The sequence below is a fragment of the Campylobacter sp. P0103 genome (assembly GCF_002139545.1).
GTDB lineage: Bacteria > Campylobacterota > Campylobacteria > Campylobacterales > Campylobacteraceae > Campylobacter > Campylobacter devanensis.
In genome coordinates, this window is the sequence record NZ_MJKG01000004.1 from 145,828 (window position 1) to 168,369 (window position 22,542).

The 22,542-nt window shown below is 33.6% G+C and carries 18 protein-coding genes; 13 read left to right on the plus strand and 5 right to left on the minus strand.

The features are described 5' to 3' along the window. Positions 1 to 42 precede the first annotated feature (42 nt). Positions 43 to 2,598, plus strand: coding sequence for a bifunctional aconitate hydratase 2/2-methylisocitrate dehydratase (locus CIGNP103_RS05885; RefSeq protein ID WP_086268752.1), 2,556 nt, complete (start codon positions 43 to 45; stop codon positions 2,596 to 2,598). Between the two features lie 72 nt (positions 2,599 to 2,670). Here the strand turns inward: CIGNP103_RS05885 and CIGNP103_RS05890 are convergent, their stop codons facing one another. Further along, entirely contained in the window at positions 2,671 to 4,605 is a 1,935-nt protein-coding gene (locus CIGNP103_RS05890) for an LTA synthase family protein (protein ID WP_086268753.1), read from the minus strand. Between the two features lie 98 nt (positions 4,606 to 4,703). On the opposite strand from CIGNP103_RS05890, the gene ispG reads away from it, so the two are divergent. From ispG to CIGNP103_RS05905, 3 genes are all read left to right on the plus strand, one after another. Next, complete coding sequence (gene ispG, locus CIGNP103_RS05895) at positions 4,704 to 5,765, plus strand: flavodoxin-dependent (E)-4-hydroxy-3-methylbut-2-enyl-diphosphate synthase (RefSeq protein WP_086268766.1); 1,062 nt, start codon at positions 4,704 to 4,706, stop codon at positions 5,763 to 5,765. Further along, positions 5,758 to 7,155, plus strand: coding sequence for a replicative DNA helicase (locus tag CIGNP103_RS05900; protein ID WP_086226170.1), 1,398 nt, complete (start codon positions 5,758 to 5,760; stop codon positions 7,153 to 7,155). Before ispG ends, CIGNP103_RS05900 begins: the two co-directional genes overlap by 8 nt. A 247-nt stretch (positions 7,156 to 7,402) precedes the next feature. Further along, a complete protein-coding gene (locus CIGNP103_RS05905) occupies positions 7,403 to 9,421 on the plus strand; it encodes a motility associated factor glycosyltransferase family protein (protein WP_086268754.1) in 2,019 nt (672 codons plus the stop codon). A 22-nt stretch (positions 9,422 to 9,443) separates the two neighbouring features. Here CIGNP103_RS05905 and nth read toward each other — a convergent pair whose 3' ends face one another. After that, positions 9,444 to 10,067 (minus strand): endonuclease III, encoded by a 624-nt coding sequence (gene nth / locus CIGNP103_RS05910; protein WP_086234593.1) that lies wholly within the window; start codon positions 10,065 to 10,067, stop codon positions 9,444 to 9,446. Between the two features lie 111 nt (positions 10,068 to 10,178). On the opposite strand from nth, the gene CIGNP103_RS05915 reads away from it, so the two are divergent. The 9 genes from CIGNP103_RS05915 (at position 10,179) to CIGNP103_RS05955 (ending at position 17,859) form a co-directional block, all read left to right on the plus strand. After that, the gene (locus CIGNP103_RS05915; RefSeq protein ID WP_086232913.1) at positions 10,179 to 10,991 is read left to right on the plus strand and encodes a peptidylprolyl isomerase; all 813 of its coding nucleotides are present in this window, start codon (positions 10,179 to 10,181) and stop codon (positions 10,989 to 10,991) included. A gap of 12 nt (positions 10,992 to 11,003) precedes the next feature. Next, complete coding sequence (gene fbaA / locus CIGNP103_RS05920) at positions 11,004 to 12,068, plus strand: class II fructose-bisphosphate aldolase (protein ID WP_086224691.1); 1,065 nt, start codon at positions 11,004 to 11,006, stop codon at positions 12,066 to 12,068. A gap of 89 nt (positions 12,069 to 12,157) precedes the next feature. Then, a complete protein-coding gene (locus tag CIGNP103_RS05925) occupies positions 12,158 to 13,519 on the plus strand; it encodes a MotA/TolQ/ExbB proton channel family protein (RefSeq protein ID WP_086268755.1) in 1,362 nt (453 codons plus the stop codon). After that, positions 13,519 to 14,505 carry an OmpA family protein gene (locus CIGNP103_RS05930; protein WP_086268756.1) on the plus strand — a complete coding sequence of 329 codons (987 nt, stop codon included), beginning with the start codon at positions 13,519 to 13,521 and terminating at the stop codon, positions 14,503 to 14,505. The genes CIGNP103_RS05925 and CIGNP103_RS05930 overlap by 1 nt, the downstream gene beginning before the upstream one ends. Next, positions 14,495 to 15,340, plus strand: coding sequence for a 1-aminocyclopropane-1-carboxylate deaminase (locus CIGNP103_RS05935; protein WP_086268757.1), 846 nt, complete (start codon positions 14,495 to 14,497; stop codon positions 15,338 to 15,340). The genes CIGNP103_RS05930 and CIGNP103_RS05935 overlap by 11 nt, the downstream gene beginning before the upstream one ends. Before the next feature lie 272 nt (positions 15,341 to 15,612). Continuing rightward, positions 15,613 to 15,924: a DUF2325 domain-containing protein gene (locus tag CIGNP103_RS05940; protein WP_086226164.1), complete on the plus strand. Its 312-nt coding sequence runs from the start codon at positions 15,613 to 15,615 to the stop codon at positions 15,922 to 15,924. Positions 15,925 to 15,926: 2 nt separating this feature from the next. Further along, on the plus strand, positions 15,927 to 16,415 hold the full coding sequence (fldA, locus tag CIGNP103_RS05945; RefSeq protein WP_086268758.1) for a flavodoxin FldA: 489 nt from the start codon (positions 15,927 to 15,929) through the stop codon (positions 16,413 to 16,415). A gap of 39 nt (positions 16,416 to 16,454) precedes the next feature. Continuing rightward, on the plus strand, positions 16,455 to 16,958 hold the full coding sequence (gene luxS / locus CIGNP103_RS05950; RefSeq protein WP_086268759.1) for an S-ribosylhomocysteine lyase: 504 nt from the start codon (positions 16,455 to 16,457) through the stop codon (positions 16,956 to 16,958). Positions 16,959 to 17,046: 88 nt separating this feature from the next. Further along, entirely contained in the window at positions 17,047 to 17,859 is an 813-nt protein-coding gene (locus CIGNP103_RS05955; protein WP_086268760.1) for a GIY-YIG nuclease family protein, read from the plus strand. Between the two features lie 579 nt (positions 17,860 to 18,438). Here the strand turns inward: CIGNP103_RS05955 and CIGNP103_RS05960 are convergent. Genes CIGNP103_RS05960 through CIGNP103_RS05970 form a run of 3 tightly spaced genes read right to left on the minus strand, consistent with a single transcriptional unit; the run spans position 18,439 to position 22,531 of the window. Beyond that, entirely contained in the window at positions 18,439 to 18,828 is a 390-nt protein-coding gene (locus tag CIGNP103_RS05960; protein WP_086234586.1) for an SMI1/KNR4 family protein, read from the minus strand. Positions 18,829 to 18,839: 11 nt separating this feature from the next. Beyond that, positions 18,840 to 19,424, minus strand: coding sequence for an HNH endonuclease (locus tag CIGNP103_RS05965; RefSeq protein ID WP_086234585.1), 585 nt, complete (start codon positions 19,422 to 19,424; stop codon positions 18,840 to 18,842). Beyond that, entirely contained in the window at positions 19,421 to 22,531 is a 3,111-nt protein-coding gene (locus tag CIGNP103_RS05970; protein ID WP_180381799.1) for an ATP-binding protein, read from the minus strand. Before CIGNP103_RS05970 ends, CIGNP103_RS05965 begins: the two co-directional genes overlap by 4 nt. Positions 22,532 to 22,542 lie beyond the last annotated feature (11 nt).

A 22,542-nucleotide genomic window follows, 5' to 3' on the forward strand; every position in this document is an offset into this window, starting at 1 on the left:
TTTTTTGGTAGAATAATCAAAAATTTTTTTTAAAGGATGAAAATGGGCTTTTTTGAACAATACAATAGCGCTAAAGATGAACGCGCAAAACTTGGTATTCCACCACTTCCGCTTACTAAAGAGCAGACAAAAGAGGTATGCGAATTACTTAAATCATCTGCTAGTGCAGAACTTGTTGATTTGTTAGCAAATCGTGTTAATCCAGGCGTTGATGATGCAGCTAAGGTTAAAGCTGAGTTTTTAAATGAGATTATAAATCACGGCTTAAATTGTAGTTTGATTAGCAAAATTGATGCTGTGAAAATGCTTGAGCCAATGCTTGGCGGATATAGCGTTATAGTGCTTGTGGCTACTCTTAGAAGTAGTGATGAGAGCGTAGCAAAAGCTGCTGCAGATGTATTAAAAAATACAATTTTTGTTCATGATTACTTCAATGATGTAGCGCACCTTGCTAAAGAGGGAAACAAATTTGCTGCTGAAGTTATCAAAAGCTGGGCAAATGCTGAGTGGTTTAAATCTAGAGATGATATCCCTGAAAAGATCGAGGCTATAGTATTTAAAGTCCCAGGCGAGACTAATACTGATGATTTAAGTCCAGCTAGTGAGGCATTTAGCCGCTCGGACATACCACTTCACGCAAATGCTATGTTAATGAAACGCCAACCAGGTAGCTTAGAAAAAATTGCCGAGCTTAAAAAAAGCGGTCGTGAAGTTGTCTATGTAGGTGATGTAGTTGGAACAGGTAGCTCAAGAAAGAGCGGTATCAACTCAATTCAATGGCATATAGGTCGTGAAATTCCAGGAATCCCAAACAAAAAAACAGGTGGTGTAATCCTGGGTAGCATCATCGCTCCAATATTCTTTAACACTGCTGAAGATAGCGGTGCTTTACCAATTATCGTAAATGTAGATGGCTTAGAAACTGGTGATGAGATTGAAATTTACCCACACAAAGGCGAGATAGTAAAAGATGGTAATGTGATAAAAACTTTCAAACTTGAGCCAAACACTCTAAAAGATGAAGTAAAAGCCGGTGGTAGAATCCCACTAATTATAGCTAGAAGCCTATGTGCTAAGGCTAGGGCTGAGCTAAATTTAGGTAGTGAAGATATCTTTATTAAACCAGCACAACCAGCAAGTGATGATAGCGCAGGTTACACTCTAGCACAAAAAATGGTCGGCCGTGCGTGTGGCTTAGATGGTGTTCGTCCAGGTATGTATGTAGAGCCTATTACTCTAACAGTAGGTAGCCAAGATACAACAGGCCCAATGACAAGAGATGAGATAAAAGAGCTTGCAAGTCTTGGATTTTCAGCCGATTTTGTATTACAAAGCTTTTGCCACACAGCAGCCTATCCGAAACCAACAGATGCTTTAATGCATAAAACTTTACCAGATTTTATGATTAGTCGTGGTGGTGTGAGCTTAAAACCAGGTGATGGCGTTATCCACTCATGGTTAAATAGAATGGTTTTACCTGATTCAGTAGGAACAGGTGGGGACTCTCATACTCGTTTCCCTATCGGTATAAGCTTTCCAGCAGGTAGTGGTCTAGTGGCTTTTGCGGCGGTTTTAGGCTCAATGCCATTAAATATGCCAGAGTCAGTTTTGGTAAGATTTAGTGGTAAGATGCAACCGGGCATAACTCTAAGAGATTTAGTAAATGCTATCCCATATTACGCTATCAAAAAAGGTCTTTTAACAGTAGAGAAAAAAGGCAAAGTAAATGTATTTGCCGGTAAAGTGCTTGAGATTGAAGGCTTACCAGATCTTAAAGTAGAACAAGCATTTGAATTAAGTGACGCAAGTGCTGAAAGAAGTGCCGCAGCATGTGCTATTGCTCTAAATAAAGAGCCTGTAATAGAGTATCTAAAATCCAATATAACTCTAATTGACGCTATGATAGAAGCGGGATATGGCAGTGATAAAACTTTAGCTCGTCGCCGTGATAAGATGAAAAAATGGCTAGAAAACCCAGAGTTATTACAAGCTGATAAAAATGCGAAATATCACACTATAATTGAGATCAATATGGATGAGATCACTGAGCCGATTTTGGCGTGTCCAAATGACCCAGATGATGTGGCTACTCTAAGTGAAATTTTAGCTGATCCAAAACGCCCTAAAAATATAGATGAAGTTTTCGTAGGTAGCTGTATGACAAATATCGGCCATTATAGAGCTTTAAGCGAAGTCTTAAAAGGCGAAGGTCAAGTGCCTACTAGATTATGGGTTGTTCCACCTACAAAAATGGATGAAGCCCAATTAAGAGCCGAGGGTAGATACTCACTATTTGGTGCAGCCGGTGCTAGGACAGAGGTGCCAGGATGCTCACTATGTATGGGTAACCAAGCTAGAGTAGCTGATAATGCTATAGTATTCTCAACCTCTACAAGAAACTTTGATAATCGTATGGGTATGGGCGCTCAAGTTTATCTAGGTTCTGCTGAGCTTGCAGCGGTGTGTGCTATGCTAGGAAGACTGCCAAGTGTAGAAGAGTATATGAAGATTGTTCCAGCTAAACTTGCTGGTAAAGAAGATGAGATCTATAAATATCTAAACTTCAACCTAATTGAAAACTACAAATTAGAAAACTAATTTATAAAACCCGCTTTATATAGCGGGTTTGTTTATTTTATCAAATTGGCTTATTTAATAAATCAAATTTAACTACTTCATCAATCCTAATCTCCAAGCTAACTGATAGTAACTAAACTCTTCATATAGCTTATGAAACTGAGCTTTTGATTCATCAAGCTCAAAGCTATCATTACTATTTTTTAATGTATTTGAGTTTTGATATCTATATCCTTTAGTGCTTGATATTGGATATATGCCATCATTATCAGCCCAGACATTTATATGCATTGCAAACTCCATCTTAGTATCACTAGGTTTAGATAACATATCTCTACCACCCATGCTTAGATATTTGGTATTATTTAGACTAAGATTATATAGAGTTGGAAATATATCTTTATGCGAGCCGATTCTATCTTTGTCATAATAGATATTGTTTTGTAAATTTTGTGGTATATATAGATAAAATGGCACACTAATCCCAAAAGCTATCTCATTTTTATAATCAAATTTATACTCTCTATTTGCATGATCGCCAGTTGCTGCTACTATTATTTTATCTTTGAATTTGCTATTTTTGATCTTATTTAAATAATCTCCAAAGCTGTTATTTGCGTAGCTATATGCGTTTAATAGTGCTTTATAGTCAGTAGAATAACGACTAATCTCAGAGCTATTTAGATCTAAATTTAGCTCATTTTTACCTTTGTGTAAATATGGAGGATGGTTTGAAATCCCAAGAGAGATAATTAGAGTTGGTTTGGTTGCATTATTAAAAATCTCATAAATCTTGTTATACATATACTCATCTTTTATCCCATATGGATGCTTAGACTCTTTGGCATTTGTATACTCTTGCATTAGTATAGTCTCATCTATAATCTCATCTACACCTTGAGCTTTTAAAAAGTAATTTATATTATACCAAGCAGAATTCCCCGCATAAGCAAAAACCACTCTATAGCCAGTTTTTTTATAGATATCAATAACTGATAAAGGTAGCTTAGTCTTTTGAAATTTGCTACTTGTGAGATTGATTATAGGGCTTTGAAATAGTATTCTATTTAAGCTATCTATTGTCCCGTTAGTTGATGGCAAAAATCTTTTGAATACAAAATCGCTTTGAAAATGGCTATATAATGAGCCTAAAAGAAGCTTTTCTAATCTCTCATCCTCTTGTAATAACCCAAGCCCAAAACTCTCCATAAGGTTAAAATGTATATGCATTTTAGCGTGATTTGGATTTTGAGAAGTTGTGTTAAATAGTGGAAATAAGCTCTTTTCAAACTCTTTGATTCTACTCATCTTTACAAATGGGAAATTGGCTTGATTTTTATACTCTTTTATCGCCCAAGATAGTGCCATAATAGGATTAGTAGAGATTTCATTAAATGGCTTAAATGTGCTAAATTGATATGTAGAAGCTCTAAGTGCGTTATAGCTTACATGTCCTCTTAAAGCAACGATATATCCATAAATCAAGATGATATTACAAATTATCAATACCCAAAGCGGTTTGGTGTTTTTAGGGAATTTGAGATTTAAGATTTTTTTATTTAAATATATAGAAAAAATAGCAAAAATCACCGCAGATATAACTATCAAAACCACCGGATAATCTCTATAAATAATGGATAATAAAGCCGAGGTATCATCATCTTTAAGCCCAAATATAAACATATCAATCTTATTTTGATAAATTTGATAATAGTAGTAGTTGATAAATGCAAAAATAGCCACGATAAATGATACAATGGCTATATAAATGCTAGAGAAAATTTGATAAAATTTGGCTAAATTTAATCTGATAAATCCGCCCAAATAGCTAAGAACTCCACATAAAAATATAGGTAAAAATATAGCACTAAAAGTCCGCATATCATGCCCAAGCCCATGCCAAAATACACCACCCCAATCATCAATATCACGCTCAATTAGGTTATATAGCATCACCGCTCTCATAAGAGCAAAGATCACCATATATATGGCTGTAAAGGTGAGAATTTGGGTTATGATTTTTCGCATTAATTTCCTTAAATGTGCTATTTTAATTCGGTATTTTACAATATTTTTATTAAATTTTAGATAGACTTATGGCTTTAAAATTTATTTGAGTGATGATAATGCAAAGATACAAAACAAGACAAATTCAAGTAGGCAGTGTAAAGATAGGCGGTGACGCTCCTATCAGTGTTCAGTCAATGACATTTTCTAAAACAAGAGATGTAGCTGGTACTTTAGAGCAGATTAACCGCTTATATTTTGCGGGGTGCGATATAGTGCGGTGTGCTGTGTTTAATAAAGATGATATAGAAGGGCTTAGGCAGGTTAAAAAAGATAGCCCACTGCCGATCGTGGCTGATATACACTTTAACCATCTTTATGCCTTGGCTGTGGCTGAATTTGTAGATGCTATTAGGATAAATCCGGGTAATATCGGTGGTAAAGAGAAGATTAAAAAGGTGGTGAATGCGTGTAAAGAGCGAAATTTACCTATAAGAATTGGTGTAAATAGCGGTAGCTTAGAAGAGCAGTTTGAGCAAAAATATGGCAGAAGCGTCAAAGCTATGGTAGAGAGTGCTTTGTATAATATTAAGCTTTTAGAAGATTTTGATTTTAGAGATATTGCTGTGAGTTTAAAAAGCAGCGATACGGCAAATACAATGGCAGCATATAGAGCGTTGCGTCCAATGGTGGATTATCCATTTCATCTAGGAGTTACAGAAGCTGGAACGACATTTCACGCTACGATAAAATCAGCTATAGCACTTGGTGGGCTTTTGATGGAGGGGATCGGCGATACTATGAGAGTTAGTATCACAGGAGAGCTTGAAGAGGAGATTAGGGTAGCTAAGGCAATTTTACAAGATAGTGGAGTGCAAAGAAGCGGATTAAATATCATCTCATGTCCTACATGTGGTAGGCTCCAAAGTGATTTAGTAAGCGCTATAAAGATAGTAGAAGAAAAAACAGCCCACATAACCGCACCATTAAATATAAGCGTAATGGGCTGTATAGTAAATGCAATTGGAGAGGCAAAGGGTGCAGATGTGGCTATCGCTTTTGGCAAGGGAAATGGGCTTATAATGCGTCATGGAGAGGTGGTAGCTAGATTGTCTGAGTCTGAACTAGTAGATAGATTTTTACAAGAGATAGATGATGAGCTAAAGGCTAGAAATGAATGAGATAAACTCAAATTTATATGACCTAGATATGGAGCGCTCGATATTGAGTGCGATATTATTTGAGCAAGATAATTTGGGTGAAATTTATGATATTATCAGCCCAAAAGATTTCTATTTAAAAGCTCATGAAGATATATTTGCAGCTATGCAAAGTTGCTTAAATAGTGATGATCCGGTAGATATAGCCTTTGTCAAAAAGCATTTGGGGACTAAATTTAATGAAGAGGTTTTTAATAGCGTTCTTACTACAAATTCAATCCTAGATATCAAAAAATACGCCACAGAGCTTAAAGAATTTTCTATCAAAAGATCGCTAGTCAAAGTAGCAAATCAAATCCCAAGCAAGGTAAATGAGAATAAGCCTGGCCGTGATATGGTAGATGAGATTAGTAGCGAAATTTACTCTTTAGTAGATGGCGTAGGTAGTGGCGTGATAAAAAATGCTAAAGAGATTGTGGTTGATTTAATTGAAGAGTTAAATAAGCAAAAGCTTGCCAAAGATCATGATGTAGTAGGGCTTGATACTGGTTTTCGTGAATTAAATGAGCGGACAAAGGGATTTAAAGATGGTGATTTAGTCATTATCGCAGCTCGCCCTGGTATGGGAAAAACTACATTTGTGCTAAATTTGGTACAAAGGGTACTAGATCAAAACTTAGGTGTAGTATTTTTCTCTCTTGAAATGCCTGCAACTCAGCTTATGTTAAGGTTATTAAGCGCTAAAACATCGATAAATTTACAAAATCTTATGACATCAGATATGGATAATGATGAAATTGAACGCTTAAGTAATGCGTGTGATATGATGAGTCAAAAAAAGCTTTTTGTCTATGATAGCGGTAATGCTACTATTCATCAGGTTCGTACTCAAATGAGAAAATTAAAAAGCGCTCATCCAGAGATAAAACTATGCGTGATTGATTATATCGGCCTTATGACAAACTCATCAGCATATAGTGATCGCCATTTGCAAATTGCAGAGATTTCAAGGGGATTAAAGCTTTTAGCTAGAGAGTTAAATTTGCCAGTTGTAGCTCTTTCGCAGTTAAATAGAAGTCTAGAATCAAGAGCCAATAAACGACCAATGCTAAGCGATTTGCGTGAGTCTGGAGCAATCGAACAAGATGCTGATACGATTTTATTTGTTTATAGAAATGAGGTTTATTTAGAGCAAGAGGAGAATGAGAAAATTCAAAAAGCAAAGCTCGAAGGTAAAGAATATACCCCTAAGTTTAGTAGAAATAAAGTAGAAGAAAGTGCTGAGATAATTATTGGTAAAAATAGAAATGGCCCAACTGGAACTATTGAGTTGGTATTTCAATCTATTTATACTCGTTTTGTGGAAAAAACACACAATCATCCTGCTGAGATGGTAACTTTTGAGGGGTGATGTGAATTTATGTGATTAAATTTGAGATTTATTCACATATTGATTTAAATTCACATTAATAGTTAAATTTATATAATTTAATCTGTGATTAAATAAGGTTTAAAGCTTGAATTAATGGGTATTTGACTAGATTTTCACATAGTGAAAAAACAGTGAATAACTTTTTTAAATTTGACTTTTTAAAGCAGTAATCTTATGATACTTAAGATAAAATTTAGTATAATGCTAAAAAGCACGAAGGAGATATATGCAAAATTATGACAAAGAGGCTGAAGCGCAGGCATTTGAAGAGTTTCAGCGTGAATTAGAGGCTAGATTTAAAGCCGAGGGTACTCCATCAAATTTTATAAAAAATATTGTAGCACTTAGTGCTATAAATTTTAGATTAGCAAAGGCTGTGTATGATTTAAAAAGCAATACTAAATTTGATGTATTTGCTGGTAAGACAAATTTGGATATAAATATAATAAATACCGAGCTTAAAGAGCCAATTTATACTGAGTCTCCAGCAGCTCATACAAATGCGATGTTGGAAAAATTTAAAGATGAATATGCACTATATCCATCGCTATTTTTCTTTGGACTTGGAAATGGAAATTTTTATACCAAATTACTACAAAACCAAACCCATGAAAAGATTATAGTATTTGAACCAGAGATTGAGATTATATTTATAGCATTTAATCTTTGTGATTTTGGTGCTGATATATTTAATGAGAGATTTATCGTGGTTCATCCAGATTATTTTAGAAGTGGTCAAATGGAAGTTTTATGCAATTACCCAGCAGTTGTAGCAAATATTAGAAATTATGATTTTCATGTTTATAGTGATTATTATGCTAAAAATTATGGCCAAATAGCACAAAAAATCAATAAAAAACTTATAGAATTATCATCTAAAATGATTCTAAATATGGGTAATGATGCTTACGATAATTTACTTGGTATCAAACATGTTGTGGCAAATATACCTCATATTTATAGCGGAATTCAGTTAAAAGATATAATTGAATTAAATCAAGGCAAAAATAAGACAGCTATCATAGCCTCTACTGGCCCAAGTCTAAATAAACAGATTGAGCTTTTAAGAAAGGTTGCCCCACACGCATTAATTTTAATTCCAGATGCTTCATATCATGTGCTTAAGATAAATGGTATTAAGCCTGATTTTGTAACTACAATGGAGAGAGTAGAGAAGACTAGCGAGTTTTTCCAAAGTCAGCCAAGCGAATTTGATAATGATATAGTATTTATGGTAGCATCTCTAACTCATCCCCAAACTAGTAAAAATTTAGAAGGGCGAAATCGCACTTATGCTCATAGGCCAATTAGATTTGAGTTTATCTTAAAAGATGAGATTCCATTTATGTGTAAAGGGCCTAGCTCGGCACACTTTGCTTTTGATATGGCTCTTATGCTTAAATGCGAAAGAATTATATTTATCGGTCAAGACCTTGCCTTTGGTAAAGATGGAGCTAGCCATGCTAAGGGAAATATATTTGAAAATTATATAAAAGAAGATGGTACTATGACAATTAATCCAAATGCTAGACAAAGACCGCAAACTGCCATAGCTTATGGTGGAGATGGTGAAGTAAAAACTACTGATGTTTGGAATTTCTTCCGTTGGTATTTTGAATCTATGATGGAGCCAACTCATTATGATTATGCATTTAAAGTTTATAACGCTACTGAAGGTGGGGCTAGAATTCATGGAATGATAGAAAAGCCATTTAGTGAATTAGTAGATGAAATATTAGCCGAAAATAGTATTAAAACAGTAATCAAGCCTGAGCCAATTAGTCTTGAAGAATCAAAAGCAGTAATAAAACATCAAAAGGCATTAGTAGAAAATCTGATCAAATATGGTCTAGAAAAGCAAAAGCTTTGTGAAGAGTTATTTAAAAAGATTAGCAAAGCTGTAGAAAATGCTAATCGTGATATCTCTCGTGGCAAAGAGCCTCATTATCCTAAATTTTATGAATTAAAAGAGAGAATTGATAGATTTAAAAATAACTTTAAGAACGATGAGGTTTTTGATACTGTTTATTACCATGTAGTAAATAACTTTTGTATTCATCAAGAGATGGAATTTGGCGAATTAATGGTAAAACCTGAACGCACCAAAAATGATAAAGATAAAAAGATATTTGAGTATGTAAGGCAGCATGGATACTATTTCTTTAGTCTTGCTGGAATGATTGAAGCTACTAGAGATACAATAAAAGAGTCACTGCAAAGCTGGGATGAAGAGAACAAATCCTAGCTTAGCAAAGCTAGTCTAGTAGCTAAATTTTAGCCTTGCAAATGTGATTTAAAAAGCACTCATTACACTTTGGTTTGAGTGCTTTGCATGTGTAGCGTCCATGTAGTACCATTGCTTGATGTAAAGTATTAAGCTCAGTTTTAAAAGCTTTAACCAAATCTATCTCAGTAGCTTCTGGCGTTTTAGCTTTGCTAAGCCCAAGTCTATGCGAGACACGAAAAACATGGGTATCAACTGCCATTAAATTTGCATTTTGATACTCAATAAGTACTACATGAGCTGTCTTTTGTCCTACGCCAGCAAGTTTTACTAAGCTTTTTTCATCTAATGGAATCTCTCCGCCAAATTCGCTAATAACTGAATTTGCCATTTTGATTAAATTTGTAGCTTTATTGTTAAAAAAGCTACAACTATTTATTAGCAGTTTTAGAGTTGATAAATTTGCTTTAGCAAGTGAATGTGCGTCTGGATAAGCCTCAAATAGTGCTGGTGTGATTAAATTTACTCTTTTATCAGTGCATTGGGCTGAGAGCATTACAGCTACTAAAAGCTCATATAGATTTTTAAAATTTAACTCAGTCTTTGCTCCGCTAAAATGCTCTAAAAATAGCGCTTTTATCTCATTTATATCTTTTTTACTTCTCATGTTTTAATTATAACAAAATATAAAAAACATAATCTAAATTCAATAAGATATAATCAAATTTATAGTATAATACTGGACTTATTTTAAAAATTTAATACTGAAGGAAAACAGATGAAAAAAGGTCTATTTCTAGCTCTTAGCTTAGCTGCTACTATGAGTTTAAATGCAGCGGTTTTAGCAACTGTAAATGGTGAGGAGATTACTGATAAAGATTTAGCTCCACTACTTGGTGCGCATGGTGCAGATTTTGATAAAATTCCAGATCAAATGAAAAAACAATTAATAGATATGGCTATTAATGGTCAATTGATTTTAGAACAAGCTAAAAAAGATGGTGTTGAAAAAACAAAAGAGTATAAAGAAGCTCTTGAATTTAGCCAAGACAATGTTTTAAGAAATGTTTGGACACAAAATGAATATAAAAAAGTAAAAATCTCTGAAGCTGATGTAAAAGCATTTTATGATAAAAATAAAGATACAATTTTTGTCAGTCCAGCTCAAGCAAAAGCAAAACATATCTTAGTGGGTACTCAAAAAGAGGCTGAAGATATAATCGCTCAATTAAAAGGTTTAAAAGGTGATGCATTAACAGCTAAATTTAGCGAACTAGCTAAAACTAAATCAATAGACAAAGGTAGTGCTATGAATGGTGGCGAGCTAGGTTGGTTTGATGAATCTAGAATGGTTCCTGCATTTAGCAAGGCTGCATTTGCTCTAAAAAATGGAACAATCACTATAAAACCAGTTAAGAGTGAATTTGGATATCATGTAATCTTAAAAGAGGATTCAAAAGCTAAAACAACAGTATCATATGATAAAGTTAAAAAGAACATAGAAGAGCAATTAAGAAGTGAAAAATTTAGAACTGTAATGCAAGACAAAATGAACGAACTAAGACAAGGTGCAAAAATAGAATACAAATAATAGGGGTATGATATGGGAGTAACAAATATCGTTAAACCTGGCGTAGTCTGGGGTGAGGATCTTAGCAAGTTATATGAGTATGCTAAAAGTGAAGGCTTTGCAATTCCAGCAGTTAATGTCGTAGGAAGTCACTCTATAAATGCAGTAATGGAAGCAGCCAAAAAAGCAAATTCGCCTGTTATAGTACAATTTAGTAATGGTGGCGCAAGCTATTACGCTGGTAAGGCTTGCCCAAATGGTGATGTACTTGGCGCTATAGCTGGAGCTAAACAGGTTCATCTACTAGCCCAAGCATATGGAATTCCTGTGGTTTTACATACTGATCATGCTGCTAGAAAGCTTTTACCGTGGATTGATTCTCTTATAGAGGCTAGTCGCGAAAATATTAAAAGTTGCAAAGTTCCTTTATTTAGCTCACATATGCTAGATCTAAGCGAAGAGCCATTAGAAGAGAATTTGGCTACTTGTCAAGAGTATTTAAAAACTCTAAGCGACCTTGGCATAGCACTTGAGATTGAACTTGGTGTAACTGGCGGTGAAGAAGATGGCGTAGATAATACAAATGTAGATAATGCGCTTTTATACACTCAGCCTGAAGATGTAGCCATAGCATACGAAAGACTTGGCAAGATTAGTGATAAATTTAGCATAGCTGCAAGTTTTGGTAATGTGCATGGTGTCTATAAACCCGGTAATGTTGTGCTTCGTCCAGAGATTCTTAAAAATTCTCAAGAGTATATTAAGAGTAAATTTAATACATCTAGCAATAAACCGGTAAATTTTGTATTTCATGGTGGCAGCGGTAGCGAGTTAGCTGATATTAAAGCAGCAGTAAGCTACGGTGTGATTAAGATGAATATCGATACTGATACTCAGTGGGCATTTTGGGATGGTGTGCGTGGATATGAGGCTAAAAATCATGACTATTTACAAGGTCAAATAGGAAACCCAGAAGGTAGCGATAAGCCAAATAAAAAATACTATGATCCTAGAAAATGGCTAAGAGAAGGCGAAGAAAGTATGGTAAAAAGACTTTTAGAAGCTTTTGAGGATTTAAACTGTATTAATAAAAATTAAATTATTTAGCCAAAGATATCTTTGGCTAAATTACTTTAAGCTTAGCTATCTTTGATGGTTAATCTTAGTGTAATTAAAAGGAAATTTAAATGGAAAAAGAGAGCGAGCTTGGCGAGATATATCTGCCTGAAAGCGGAAATAGACAGAGTAAATTTGTATATTTTAAAATTGTATTAGTGCCGATTTTGGTATATATAATGTGTATACTGTGCTATTTTGATATTATAAAATTTAAAGTTGGACTTGATATTGTTATTATTATGGGACTTATGCTTGTTGTAGCATTAGCTTTTGCTAGACATAGTGCTGAGCTTGGGTGTTGTCTATTTGAACAAAAAAAAGATATATTTAAAAAAGAGCTAAAAAATTATATCATTAAAACTCTACTTACAATTGGTAAGGAGAGAAAATCAAATGGCAGCTTTGATGAATTTGCTTCTAGATACTCTAAAGATGTGCGAAATGACAACTTTGCAACTGTGGCGACTGGAGTTTTTCCTATGCTTGGAGTTTTTGGGACATTTATAAGCATTGCTATATCTATGCCGGTTTTAAGCTCAGCTGATATGCTTAGTTTAGAGAGCGAGATTACTCAATTATTTGCAGGTATTGGGGCATCTTTTTATCTGTGTGCTTATGGGGTATTTTTAGCGCTTTGGTGGATATTTTTTGAGCGATATGGCATTAGTAGATTTGAGAGACTAATTGCTAGACAAAAGAATGCTACGATGTCGTTTTTTTGGACTTCTGATGAGATTCAAAAAAGATATATGCAAGAGACATTAGGTAGCTTTGAGAAAATTGGAGTAATATTTGATTATGTTAGTAAACAAGAATTTTTCAAAGAGCTTGATAATGTTGTGCAGAAAAAATTTGATAATTTTACTAAGCTTTTACAGACTGAAGAGGAAGCTGTAAAAGTAAGTGGTGAGCATATTAAACAGACAATGGATATGTTAATAAGATCACAAAGAGATCAAAAAGATATGATTAAGATTCATGCTGAAATTATTAATGTTTTAAATTTATTCAATAGCAATATAAAAGAGTTACAAATTAGATGGAGCGAGAGTTATGCAAGGCTGCAAAGCATTAGCGATGAGAAAGTTGCAAAGCTTGATAAAACTGTTTATAATCTAGGTATGAATATCATCAAATTTGAAAGATCGCTAGAGGAGTTTAGTGTAAATATTCTTGAGAAGCAGCAGCTTGCTTTAGATGGGTTTAAGATTGCTATTGTCGATGGTATGCAAGCATTTAAAGATGCATTTGATGAGGAGAGCGTAGGTAAAGATAGTAGTACTGTTATTGTTGAAGAGCTTAAAAAAAGTATCCAAGAGATAGATAATGAAGCAAATATCGCCCTAGAGATGCTAGAAAAAACTGACTTTGAAACTATATCAAAATCAGATGAAGAAGAATCAAAATCAAGTGATGAGAAGAAAGATTGATGAGAATTAATATATCAAATGATGAGAGATCAAGCTTTTGGCTTAGCTATATTGGACTTATAACAGGGTTATTTTTTATCTTTGTTTTAGTAGTTGGGGTAGTAGTTGTACGATACTCCATCTCTGCTTCAAATTTAGCATACCTCCAAAAGGATTTAAATGATAATATCGCTTCTTTAAATGCTGCAAATAAGGAGTTAAATAAAAAGCACGAGAGCATTAAAAACTTTATTGAGCAACTAAAATCAAATTCTGATAGTAATAATATTGAGCAGCTTTATTTAAATTTAAATAAAGAACTAAGTAAAGCAACATCAACTATAAATAATAGCTTGGATGTGATTAGTTTAAAAAATGATGAACTAACAGCACATATTAATAAGCAAGAGGAGTTAATAAGCGATCTAAATAATCAAATCAATCAGCGAGATATTCAAATAGATGCTATTGAAAACGACTTACAAAATTATAAAAGCAGCTTAGAAAACTATACAAAAATTAGAGAAAATATCGCTTTATCTCTTAAGTCTAAGCTAGTAAATATGGCGCAGATAGATCCTAAAACTGCTGAGATTACTATGGATGCAGCAAAGATTTTTAACATTAACTCATCAGTTATTAGAGATGATGCCAAATTTGACCTGCGCCGAATTTTTAAGGTATATTTAGATCATATGCTAAGTTCTGAAGTAGTGCAAAATATCAATAAAATTATCATTGAATGTCATACAGATAGCGATGGTGGATATATGCATAATCTAGATTTATCCCAAAAACGAGCGTTAGAGATTATGAAATTTGCCTACGCAATTTATAAAAATGAAAGTTTAAGTAGATATTTGGTTGCTATTGGAAAAAGTAATAGTGAGCCAATATTAAAAGATGGTCTAGAAGACCCAGTAGCAAGCTTTAGGATAAAAATTAAATTTGATTTACAAGATCCTAAATATTTCATTGATAAGGTTTTAAATCAGCGTGTCAATTGAACCAATCTACTTTAGAGGGCGTAGATTTTGGGTTTTGCGAGATGATTTAATAGGTGGCGAGTTTAATGGTAATAAAGCTAGAAAGCTTGCCTTTTTGCTAAACTCAAATTTAAACCACATAAATCGCATAATTTCATATGGCTCAAGCCAGTCAAATGCTATGTATTCTATTAGTCTTTTGGCTAAAATGCGTGGAGTTAAATTTATATATTTTACCAATCATATTTGTGATTTTTTATTAAATAATCCATGTGGAAATTATGCTTACGCATTAAAAAATGGTATGGATATTAAAATAAGTGCTAACCCATCAAAATCAGCTCAGGATGAATGTAAATCAAGTACAGATCTTTTCATTCCTGAGGGTGTAGCAATGCGCGAAGCTGAATTTGGATTTAAAGAACAAGCTAAGATAATTATGGATTTTGCCAAAAAAAATGGCATAAAATTTGATATATTTTTGCCTAGTGGGACAGGGTGTAGTGCTACATTTTTAGCTAAAAATTTAAAAGATATGTCTGTTTGGAGCGTGCCTTGTGTAGGCGATGCGAAGTATTTAAAAGAGCAAATTTCAACCCTTGATCCATTTAATAAGGTTAAGATATTAAATCCGCCTAAAAAATATCATTTTGGTAAGTTGTATCTTGAAATTTATGAGATATATAAAGAGCTTTTAGATAGCAATATAGAGTTTGAATTACTGTATGATGGAGTAGGGTGGCTTACTTTGATGAATAATCTAGATAAATTTCAAAATGAAATTTTATACATTCATCAAGGTGGAATATTAGGAAATGTTACGCTTTTAGATAGGTATAAACGAAAATTTAATTAATGAATTTATATTTAGTTATTATATTTTAGATATACTTTTTTAGCTAAATCGTATCATTTAGCTCTTAATTAAATAAGATAAAATAAGGAGGAATAAGGTAGTATAGTTGATATTATTTATCAATTATAATTTTATATAAATTTGAATTTAATCTTTTTATGGTGCTAAAAAAGAGCTTTTAAAAATATTTTTGATAATTATAATCAAAATAAGCTAAAATTTATAATAGCTATATTATAATAATAATTATCAAAATACTACAAAGGCAAGCGATGTCAGTTTTAGTAATAGGCGCAGATGAGATAGCACCGATTAGGGCAGTTTTACAAGGTTTAGGCGTTAGCAAGATAGAGCATTGGGATGCGAGAAACGAAAATAGAGTAAATCGCAAGCCCATACCTCAAGAGGTAGAATGCGTTGTAATGCTAACTAGTTTTTTAAATCATAACACGATGAAAAAGATAAAAACTCAAGCCAAAAAACGCAATATCAAGCTAGTTTGCGCTAAAAGAAGCGTGAGTTGTGTGTATTGCGAATATTGTAAAGTTTTTGGTTTGGATCGTGAATTTAAATGTGAAAGGTAAATATGACAGCAGTAATTTTTGGTAGTTCAATGGGAAACGCAGAAGAAGCAGCGAATAAAATCGCAGCAAATTTAGGTATCGATACAGTTTTGAATATATCTGAGACTTCAGCAGATGAGATTAATGGATTTGATAAATTAATAATCGGCTCATCAACTTGGGGAAGCGGTGATTTACAAGATGATATGGATGCTTTTGACTTTTCTGAGCTAAGCTTAAGTGGCAAAACAGTTGCTTTATTTGGCGTTGGCGATAGCTCTAGCTATGATGATACATATTGCGATGCTTTGGGTATTTTGTTTGAAAAATGCACAGAATTAGGCGCAAATATCGTAGGTGCTACAGAGGCTCCAAAATATGATTTTACAGAGTCAAGAGCAGCTAGAGATGGCGGATTTGTGGGATTGGCACTTGATTTTGACAACCATGGCGATGAAGTAGATTCTAGAATTTCAAATTGGTGCGACCAAATCAGAGCAAATTTCAGCTAATTTTTGATACAATTACGCAAAAATTATAAAGGAAAGAATATGCCATTACTTGATAGTTTTTGCGTAGATCATACTATTATGAACGCCCCAGGCGTTAGACTTGCTAAGGTGATGAAAACCCCAAAAGGCGATGATATTAGTGTTTTTGATTTAAGATTTTGTAAGCCAAATGTAGATATCTTGCCAGAGCGTGGAATTCACACATTAGAGCATCTTTTTGCGGGTTTTATGAGAGATCATCTAAATTCAAATAGTATTGAAATCATAGATATATCGCCGATGGGTTGTAGGACGGGATTTTATATGAGTCTCATCGGAACACCTAAAATAGATGATGTTATCGAGGCTTGGCGACTATCTATGAATGACATCCTATCTGTAAAAAGCCAAAGCGATATCCCAGAATTAAACAAATTTCAATGCGGAACATACAAAATGCACTCACTAGATGAAGCCAAAGAGATAGCACAAAATATCTTAAATTCAGGCATTAGCCATATCGATAATGAAGCTATAAAATTAGATCTTAATAAAATTAAGTAATCTCTAATTTCACATTCATCTCCTTTTAGATAGGGCGTCTAAACGCAGATGAAGCTTAAATACAAAATCAAACTTAAAAGGAGTAAAAATGAAATTAAAAGATTTGTTGCCTTTTTTGGCCGAAAATCAAAAAGATTTTAAAGCGCATTTTGCGATTGGGGGAGGGGATAGCAAAGACGCCAAACTACCTCTAAAAATATTTTTAAATGGAAAATTCAACGACGATCAAGAACTCCAAACCCAAAAAAACTTCGAACGAAAATATATACTTTCTTTTTGCTATTTAAATAAAGATGAATGGCTGTTTGTAGGTATATATGAAAGTTTGGGTGTAGTTGGCACAGTAAAAGAAGCAGATAGAGAGCTTTATAAATATAACACAAGGCTAACCGATATCGGCGCTGAATTTATAGGCAAACTTGTAGTTGGCTTCAAAAAAGATTTCCGCCAAAGTTATCCAAATCTCGAAACATGCCTAGATAATTTAGAGGTTTTAGAGCTCAAAAGAGAGGTGATAAAAGTAGAATTCCCAGGCTATGATAATGTAAATGTAAGTTGGAGAGAGCTTGAAAGTCTTATAGAAACACCTATATGGAAAACAGCCTTGGAAAATCAAAAAGCTGTGTACCTAATAGTAGATACAAAAACTGGAAAAAAATATGTTGGCTCAGCGTATGGCGATAATATGTTGCTTGGGCGTTGGCGTAACTATATAGCAAATGGGCATGGCGGAAATAAGCTTTTAAAGCCATTAGATTTTGCGTATATAAAAGAGAATTTCAAATATTCTATTTTAGAGATTTTCAAATCCAGCGTCGACGATGAGACCATAATCAATAGAGAAAGCTTTTGGAAAGAAGTTTTATTGACTCGCACAGAGTTTGGATATAACGACAATTAATTACTCTGGGTTATAATTTAAAATAATTTTAAATTATAACCTCACCCCATTTTCACACCAAAACCTAAAATCAATCCAAAATCCAAATTTCTTTGATATTTCAAATTCATAAAACCACAAAAATTTTAATAAAATTTATAACTCACAAATGAAATTCAAATTTATATTAACCCCAAAAATCATTTTTATTAAAGCTCGAAGAGTTTTGATAAAAATGGTATAAATCTGCACCCAGCACAGCAACTTTAAAAGGCTTTTCCAGGGGGTTGGGGGGGGGTGTTAAGGAAGAAAGCCAAGGTTGTTGCTATCTTTCGTAGCGTCGCAAATGATGATTTACACCGTTTTTGCTATCACGCTACTCATCTGCCAAAAAGCACACCCCTTCCCACTTAAAAAAAAGAAATATTTTTAATATTTTAAATTCGCTAAACAGAAAAATAAATTTCTTTAAAATTTCAAATTTCTTAAAAAAATAAATTTACTGATAATATCAGTAAATTTATTAAAATACATATCTTAGAAGTCGCTACAGACAAAAAATCTAAAAATAAAGTTTTAATTTTATAGTAAGATTAGAATTTATTTGTGCAAAAGCTCCAAAAATTCATTAAAAGAATTTGCTATAAACTCTACACTAGCTGTTTCATGCAACCACAATACTATCTTATTATCTTGCAGGCAGATAAAATTACCAAACTCATCAATTGCGATAGGGAAACAATTTTTGTTTTCTTCTCCAATAATATTAGCAAAAGTGAAAATATTTTCTTTGTCTTCTTTATTGTAAGAAAGAAGTTTTTTTATTGTTCTATTCTTTGTTTTTTGTGTATCAAAAATATTATAACTAGGACGACCATTATTATAGCTTAAGATGCACTGCTTCAAATCTTCTGGCAATTTGATATTATATTGTTTTTCAACTTCCAAAATTCTATCAATAGTCGTATTTTTTACATATTTCCATTCCATTTTATCTCCTTTTATCTATTTTCAGAACCACCACCCCAAATAGCTTTACCGCCGGTGTGTCCTGTTTTGGCATGTATTTCAGAATCCACTAACTGCATTTTACCTTTTTCTTCATTATGATGCCAAGTGTAGCCATCAGGTGTATCTCCATTTTTGACCTGCTCAAGCTGTTCGTCAGTAAACTTGCTGGCTAATTCTGGATCATTTTCTATGGCTTCTTGCAACTGTTTATTACACTCTTTAAATTGCTCGCTATCACTAGCTTGTTCTAACTCATCAGGTAATTGAGCATCAAATACAGATTTAAACTCAGGGAAAACACCTTTTACTTCATTACCATTTTCATCAGTAACTGTTTTTTCCTTAAAGGGTACACCAGTTTGAGGATGCTCTTGCCCAGCCAAATCTTCATTGCGACATTTTATACAGTTTTTTTCATTCGACTCCAACATTTTATCTGGATTAAAACTCTTTTTGTTGCCTGTTTCATTAAAGTTTTTTGTTAATTCCTTATTTGAGTTTAACATTTTATCAGGATTAAAAGAGCTAGGGGTCTCAGTGCTTTTAAGAGTAGCTTTGGCTATTTCCATCATCATATTTTACCACCATCAAAACTCCATTTTTCAAGCTGAGACACTTCGCCTACATCATTACATATATAGTCAGTAATGATGCACTGTCTAATCTTTCTTCGTAGCTCATCAATCTCTATTGCTAAAGCATTATCTGTAGCTATAGACCATTGTTTTGTATCGGACACAAAAGCTTTATAAGATTCCATAAAAGCCCTTTTTGCTACTGGAAATAATTCTGACATAATTGGCGCAAGCCGTAAAACACTAGCTTCTTTTGGTGGATTTTGTAGATATTTTAGAATTTCTACTCTAATGCTAGATTTTAGTTTTAATTTATCAAGGTCTTTTACTAATTCTTCTTTGCCAACTTTTATGCCTTTGCACAAAAGATCTGCTATTTTAATTTTAATTCCACCAGTATCTGACTCATCTTTTGTTTTAGTTGTTCTATCGCACTCATAAGTATCACTTTTACTCTCAGCTACACCAACTTTACACAGCACAGGTTCAATCCATTCATTTTGATACACAGCAGCCACGCCACAAGGCAGTTTGGCAAGCTCTGCGATTTGGTCGTCATTTAGATTTGCTGCCTTGCCTACTAGCTCTCTATCATCTTGGTCTGGCAAGCGCATGATGATTTTTGTATTTGTATTGCGGATTACTGCCATATCTAGAAGTGCTGGTGCTTGATCTGCTATGATAAAGCCTTCTCCATATGTTCTCATCTCAGCTATTGCGTTTGTTAGCATTTCTACTGATTTACCTATTAGATTTGCGCTTTCACTACTTTGCTCTGTGCTAGTGCGTTTTAGTAGATTGTGTGCTTCTTCTAGCACTGTGATATGTTTTAAATCTGAGTTCATACCATTAGTATTAGACATGCGGTATTCTTGTAGTTTTAGCACAAGAATACCCATAATAAGAGATTTAGTCTCAGCAGAACCCACTCTGCTAAGATCTACTATCACATTTTTATCAAAGAGTTCTTCGCTAGATATTTCATCACGGTTAAAAATTAGCCCATTTAGCCCATTTGTTAGCGATTTTAATCTAGTAAGCAATGAGCCTTTATATGCGCCTTTATTTTCAGCATTATACTCTGATGAGTCTATGATGCTTTTGATATTTCTTGCTACATCTGAGAATTCTGGATATAGATTTTCACCATAAGCATTTGTGTTGTTTGTGAGATCCCAGCCAGCGTCTTCATATGATTTTTCAACTGCGTCTTTTAGCACAGCTGGCATAGCTGCATACATAGGCCAGCAAACATTAAATATTTCTATTAGTCTATCAATGTGTTCTAAAACATGTATTTCTTTTGGGAAAGAAAATGGATTTATTTTTAAAAGCTCGGTTAGACTAGGATTTGTGCCATATACTTTTGCTTTGCTGCCAAATACATTTTTGTATTCCCCTTTAGCTGGTTCAACAACTAGAAATTTCACATCACTAGGTAAATTTTCTAGAATTTTATACACAGTATTTGATTTGCCACTACCAGTAGAACCTGTAATAAATGTATGTGAGCAAAGGCTTTTTGCTGATAAATTAACTAGCAATTCTTCTTCGCTATGCATATGAAATATTTTTCCTAGCTCTATTTTAGATCCACTATTTTGTGTATCATAAGATGATACTGTTCTACCAAACTCAGCACATTCTATAACTGGAATTCCAGCTATAGATTTATTTGGCAATCCAGCATGGATAGCAAGCTCCAAGCTACTTACTAATGTTCCAGGTGTAACTTCTAGCTCATTAACTCTTATTTTTGGGTGGCACATGTGAGTTAAATAAGGCATGATTTTATCTTTGCCATCATCACGCCATATATTTATAGCACCATTTTCTAATGATGAATTTTTACCGCGGATTAAAGATTGATAAGTGCTAGCTGCTAATCTAGATACATATTCACTATCGCTTATACAATACATAGCACAGTTCCACATACCTATATCAGAACATTCATCAAGTCTTTTTAGTGTTTCATCTATCTTTTCTAGCATTCTTTTTATAGAATGATTTTCCGTTTTGATTTGGACACCTTTTGATTTTCCTAAGGTAATTGTTTTGCTTTTTGATTCCGAGTTGCCTTCTGTCGTGCTAGTTGTCGTAGTGGTAGCTTTAGCTATGCTATCTGATTCATTTGTGCCTTCGCTTCTATCACCATATGTAAGAGTACCCAAAACACCACCGATAGCGCCACCAACAGCACCACCTAAAATTGTGCCGACTACAGGTACAGCGCTTCCAATAACAGCTCCAGCTCCAGCTCCCATGCTAGCACCTATGGCTGTTCCACTTCTGCTTATATTTTTGCTTGTCCCAGAAGTATGTGTTATAGTATTTGTTACACCTTCGCTTAGTGTTTTTGTATAAGATTTTGTTAATGTCTCACCAGCAGCCACTGAAGCATTTTCACCAAGTGTAATTTGAACTTCGCTAAATGGCACTAATTGAGAATATTGACTTTCTAATGCTAATTTTGCCATTTTTAAATCATTTTGACTAACTGGATCAGCTATTAAAAGCATAGTATATTCATCTCCATTCATAGCATCAATTAGCTTTTCTATGCCTTGGATAAATACTCTATCTTTATTTTCTTCTTCGCTTTGTAAGGCTGCTATATCTGAGACAGAAGCCACAGTTGAAGAGTTGCTAATATCTCTTAGCAACTCTTCAACTTTTGGTTTTCTTATTAGCTCAGATTTTGTTCCAGGGAAATTTGCTTTTAAATTATTTTCTAGAATTTCTGATAAAAGTGTAGTGTGGTTTATACCATCATCGCTATCATCAAATAACACATTTTTTATTCCCATATAAATTTCTGTGCTATCTTTTTTGCCTTTTATTAACAATAAAATAGAGCCATTTGCGTTCCAAACAGAGTGAAAAACATTAGAGAGTTTATCTCTCATATTTTCACTTTTATTTGTGATAATTTGTCCTATACTAAAAAACCTAACAACCGAGTTTACATCATTGCTATTTGTTTTTATAGATAAAACTTCACCATTTGTTAGATTTGACAAATACGACTTACTAAGCGCAATATCAGCATTTTCAAATGCTTTTTCTAACATTGAGTTTTCTTTTGTTAGCACTACATCATTCATCATTTACTCCT

What these genes read in the sequence shown, in the direction of transcription:
- CIGNP103_RS05885 (WP_086268752.1), top strand. Translation starts at nt 43, where the DNA reads ATGGGCTTTTTTGAACAATACAATAGCGCTAAAGATGAACGCGCAAAA.
- CIGNP103_RS05890 (WP_086268753.1), bottom strand. Translation starts at nt 4,605, where the DNA reads ATGCGAAAAATCATAACCCAAATTCTCACCTTTACAGCCATATATATG.
- ispG (WP_086268766.1), top strand. Translation starts at nt 4,704, where the DNA reads ATGCAAAGATACAAAACAAGACAAATTCAAGTAGGCAGTGTAAAGATA.
- CIGNP103_RS05900 (WP_086226170.1), top strand. Translation starts at nt 5,758, where the DNA reads ATGAATGAGATAAACTCAAATTTATATGACCTAGATATGGAGCGCTCG.
- CIGNP103_RS05905 (WP_086268754.1), top strand. Translation starts at nt 7,403, where the DNA reads ATGCAAAATTATGACAAAGAGGCTGAAGCGCAGGCATTTGAAGAGTTT.
- nth (WP_086234593.1), bottom strand. Translation starts at nt 10,067, where the DNA reads ATGAGAAGTAAAAAAGATATAAATGAGATAAAAGCGCTATTTTTAGAG.
- CIGNP103_RS05915 (WP_086232913.1), top strand. Translation starts at nt 10,179, where the DNA reads ATGAAAAAAGGTCTATTTCTAGCTCTTAGCTTAGCTGCTACTATGAGT.
- fbaA (WP_086224691.1), top strand. Translation starts at nt 11,004, where the DNA reads ATGGGAGTAACAAATATCGTTAAACCTGGCGTAGTCTGGGGTGAGGAT.
- CIGNP103_RS05925 (WP_086268755.1), top strand. Translation starts at nt 12,158, where the DNA reads ATGGAAAAAGAGAGCGAGCTTGGCGAGATATATCTGCCTGAAAGCGGA.
- CIGNP103_RS05930 (WP_086268756.1), top strand. Translation starts at nt 13,519, where the DNA reads ATGAGAATTAATATATCAAATGATGAGAGATCAAGCTTTTGGCTTAGC.
- CIGNP103_RS05940 (WP_086226164.1), top strand. Translation starts at nt 15,613, where the DNA reads ATGTCAGTTTTAGTAATAGGCGCAGATGAGATAGCACCGATTAGGGCA.
- fldA (WP_086268758.1), top strand. Translation starts at nt 15,927, where the DNA reads ATGACAGCAGTAATTTTTGGTAGTTCAATGGGAAACGCAGAAGAAGCA.
- luxS (WP_086268759.1), top strand. Translation starts at nt 16,455, where the DNA reads ATGCCATTACTTGATAGTTTTTGCGTAGATCATACTATTATGAACGCC.
- CIGNP103_RS05955 (WP_086268760.1), top strand. Translation starts at nt 17,047, where the DNA reads ATGAAATTAAAAGATTTGTTGCCTTTTTTGGCCGAAAATCAAAAAGAT.
- CIGNP103_RS05960 (WP_086234586.1), bottom strand. Translation starts at nt 18,828, where the DNA reads ATGGAATGGAAATATGTAAAAAATACGACTATTGATAGAATTTTGGAA.
- CIGNP103_RS05965 (WP_086234585.1), bottom strand. Translation starts at nt 19,424, where the DNA reads ATGATGATGGAAATAGCCAAAGCTACTCTTAAAAGCACTGAGACCCCT.
- CIGNP103_RS05970 (WP_180381799.1), bottom strand. Translation starts at nt 22,531, where the DNA reads ATGAATGATGTAGTGCTAACAAAAGAAAACTCAATGTTAGAAAAAGCA.